The sequence below is a fragment of the Caulobacter sp. genome, from assembly GCF_049283275.1.
In the GTDB taxonomy this organism is placed as follows: Bacteria; Pseudomonadota; Alphaproteobacteria; order Caulobacterales; family Caulobacteraceae; genus Caulobacter.
Window position 1 is genome coordinate 1 of sequence record NZ_JBAPVS010000121.1, and the last position, 3,627, is coordinate 3,627.

2 protein-coding genes and 2 pseudogenes are annotated in these 3,627 nt (G+C 69.3%); all 4 read left to right on the plus strand.

Translation table 11 applies throughout. From position 1 onward, the window contains the following. Nucleotides 1–409 (plus strand): annotated as a pseudogene (locus WAL33_RS05895) (chromosomal replication initiator DnaA); the annotation flags it as partial. Nucleotides 410–664: 255 nt separating this feature from the next. Beyond that, nucleotides 665–2,896, plus strand: coding sequence for an RNA degradosome polyphosphate kinase (locus WAL33_RS05900; protein WP_422179418.1), 2,232 nt, complete (start codon nucleotides 665–667; stop codon nucleotides 2,894–2,896). Further along, the gene (locus WAL33_RS05905; RefSeq protein ID WP_422179420.1) at nucleotides 2,893–3,336 is read left to right on the plus strand and encodes a hypothetical protein; all 444 of its coding nucleotides are present in this window, start codon (nucleotides 2,893–2,895) and stop codon (nucleotides 3,334–3,336) included. The genes WAL33_RS05900 and WAL33_RS05905 overlap by 4 nt, the downstream gene beginning before the upstream one ends. Nucleotides 3,337–3,406: 70 nt before the next feature. Further along, nucleotides 3,407–3,627 (plus strand): annotated as a pseudogene (locus WAL33_RS05910) (Ppx/GppA family phosphatase); the annotation flags it as partial.

A 3,627-nucleotide genomic window follows, 5' to 3' on the forward strand; every position in this document is an offset into this window, starting at 1 on the left:
GTCCGAAGGCGACCTGGTCGATGACGAGACCCTGTTCCACCTGATCAACATGGCCGGGGTCGACGGCGGCAGCCTGCTGCTGACCGGCCGCCTGGCCCCCGTGGCCTGGGAGGCGGCGGTGCCCGACCTGCGCTCGCGGCTGAACGCCCTGACCGTGGCGCGGATCGACGAGCCCGACGACGTGGTGCTGCAGGCGGTGCTGCGGCGCGGCTTCGAGGCCGCGGGCATCCGCCCGGCGGCCGACCTCTATCCCTATCTGATGGCCAGGCTGCCCCGGTCGGCGCCGGCGGCCCTGGCGGCGGTGGCGGCGCTGGACGAGGCGTCCATCGAGCAGGGGCGCGAGGTGAACAAGGCCCTGGCCCTGGCGGTGCTGGATTTCGGCGGGGATCCGGAAGACGACGAAGACTGAGGCGGCGAACACTTGCCCCCTACGGGTCGCTTCGCGACCGTCTTCCCCCACAGGGGGAAGAGGGCGCGATTAATGCCCTCCGCCCCCTATGGGGGCGGACAGGCGACGAAGTCGCCAGGTGGGGGCAAGTCCGTGAGCCTCAAAACTTTAGGAACATCTTCCAGGCAAAGCTTGCGTCGCCGTGTCGGCGGGGGCTGTTTGTCTTGCTCCTGTCACCGCCCTCGTTCACTCTGGACACGGTAAACGGAGTTTCGCATGCCCGACGACGCCACAGCCCTCGACCTGCCCGCCGCGCCCTCGCCGGCCGCGCCGGACCTGGCGGGCCTGCGGCTGGACGACGAGCTGCTGGCCTCGCCCGAGCGGTTCTTCAACCGCGAGACCTCGTGGCTGGCCTTCAACCAGCGGGTCCTGGAGGAGAGCGCCAATCCGCGCCACCCGCTGCTGGAGCGGCTGCGGTTCCTGTCGATCTCGGCCAACAACCTGGACGAATTCTACATGGTCCGCGTGGCCGGCCTGAAGGGCCAGGTGCGCGAGGGCGTGCGGGTGGTCAGCCAGGACGGGCTGACGCCGGGCGAGCAGCTGACGCGGATCAACGCCTCGGCCGCCGAGCTGATGGCCGAGCAGCAGCGGATCTGGCGCGAGGTGCGGGCCGAGCTGTGGGGCGAGGGCCTGAAGCTGCTGGACGCCAAGGACATCGCCGGCGCCGACCATGAGCGGGCCGAGGAGATCTTCCTGACCCGGATGTTCCCGGTGCTGACGCCCCTGGCCATCGATCCGGCCCACCCGTTCCCGTTCATCCCGAACCTGGGCTTCTGCCTGGCGCTGAAGCTGCGCCGGATCGCCGACGACAAGCACCTGTACGCCCTGGTGCCGGTGCCCAGCCAGGTGCAGCGGTTCTGGGAGCTCTCCCAGGCGCCGGCCAAGAGCACGCGCAAGCGCGAGCGGCGGATCGTGGCGCTGGAAAGCTTCATCATCCTGTTCCTGGACCACCTGTTCCCCGGCTACGAGGTCGAGGGTCGGGGCCTGTTCCGCCTGATCCGCGACAGCGACCTGGAGATCGAGGAAGAGGCCGAAGACCTGGTGCGCGAGTTCGAGGCGCGGCTGAAGAAGCGCCGGCTGGGCCGCGTGGTGCGGGTCAAGATCCAGACCACCATGCCGCAGGACCTGCGCGACTTCATCATCGAGGGCCTGCGCGCCCAGCCCGAGGACGTGGTGCTGGTCGACGGCAAGCTGGGCCTGGCCCAGATGGCCGAGCTGATCCCGCCCGACCGTCCGGACCTGAAGTTCAAGCCCTACAACGCCCGCTTCCCCGAGCGCGTGCGCGACCACGGCGGCGACTGCTTCGCGGCGATCCGCGAGAAGGACATCCTGGTCCACCACCCGTTCGAGAGCTTCGACGTGGTGGTGCAGTTCATCCGCCAGGCGGCCCGCGATCCCAACGTGCTGGCGATCAAGCAGACCCTGTACCGGACCTCCAAGGACAGCCCGATCGTCGCGGCCCTGATCGAGGCGGCCGACAACGGCAAGAACGTCACGGCCCTGGTCGAGATCAAGGCGCGCTTTGACGAAGAGAATAACCTGAAGTGGGCCCGCGACCTGGAGCGGGCCGGCGTCCACGTGGTGTTCGGCTTCGTCGACTGGAAGACCCACGCCAAGCTGTCGGTGGTGGTGCGGCGCGAGGGCGAGGCCCTGCGCACCTACTGCCACTTCGGCACCGGGAACTATCACCCTCAGACGGCCCGGGTTTATACGGACCTGAGCCTGTTCACCTGCGATCCGGCCCTGGGCCGCGACGGCGGCAAGCTGTTCAACTTCATCACCGGCTACGCCCAGCCCCATGGCCTGGAGAAGCTCTCCTTCTCGCCGGAGACGCTGAAGCCGGACCTGCTGAGGATGATCGCGGCCGAGGCCAGGAACGCCCGCGAGGGCAAGCCGGCGGCGATCTGGGCCAAGATGAACGCCGTGGTCGATCCCCAGATCATCGACGCCCTCTACAGCGCCAGCCAGGACGGCGTGCAGATCGACCTGGTGGTGCGCGGCATCTGCTGCCTGCGTCCGGGCATCAAGGGCCTGTCCGAGAACATCCGCGTCAAGTCGATCGTCGGCCGGTTCCTGGAGCACGCCCGCGTGGTGGCCTTCGCCAACGGCGCGGCCATGCCCAGCGGCCAGAGCCGGGTCTTCATCAGCTCGGCCGACTGGATGCCGCGCAACCTGGACCGCCGGGTCGAGAGCCTGGTCCCGGTCGAGAACCCCACCGTGCACCAGCAGGTGCTGAACCAGATCATGGTCGCCAACCTCAATGACGAGGCCCAGAGCTGGAACCTCGCCCCCGAAGGCCATTACGACCGCGACCCGGCCTGGGACCGCAAGGGCGCCTTCTCGGCCCACGAGTACTTCATGACCAATCCCAGCCTGTCGGGCCGGGGCCACAAGGTGAAGGACCTGCCGCAGGCGTTCGATCACGTGGGACCGCGGAAGCGGGGTTGAGGCGTCTCCTGATCGTCCTGGCGGCGCTGAGCGTGACCGCCTGCGGACCGCCTCCGGCCCGACAGGCCGACATCTGCGCGATCTTCGCCCTGCCCGGCGTGCCCGGCGACACCCAGCTGGGCGACGCCGACGACCTGGCCTGGGCCAAGGCGCACGAGCGGGCGCTGTTCAAGTGGGGCGTGATCTACGAGCCGGGCTGGCAGGTCATGTCCCCCGGCCGCTCGTGGGGCCGCTGCCCGGCCAAGGGGCCCGGCGTGGTCGAGCACCTGCTGGTCAGCCCCGACGGGTCCTACGCCATGACCAAGGGCGGGCGACGGGCCGACGGCCATCCGATCAGCTTCGGCTCCTGCTATTACGAGAAGGGCGGGAGCGGCTGGCGCCTGCGCGCCTGCCGGCAGACGCTGGACGAACCCGCGCCGCTGGTCGGTCTGAAACGTTGATCTATGGAGCGGCGAAAGCTTTTTCCCCGCGCCACCTTCCCCTCCCCGCCTAATAGGCTAAACCGTCCCCATGCCTTTTGCGGCGCCGCGCGACGCGGCCGTTATCGATATCGGCTCCAACTCGGTCCGCCTCGTGGTGTACCGGCTGGAAGGCCGCGCCATCTGGACCGTCTTCAACGAGAAGGTCCTGGCGGGACTGGGCCGTGACCTGGGCGACGGCGGCAAGCTGAACCCCGACGGCGTGGCCCTGACCCTGGCGGCGCTCAAGCGCTTTCGCGCCGTGCTGGAGGC

What these genes read in the sequence shown, in the direction of transcription:
- WAL33_RS05900 (WP_422179418.1), top strand. Translation starts at nt 665, where the DNA reads ATGCCCGACGACGCCACAGCCCTCGACCTGCCCGCCGCGCCCTCGCCG.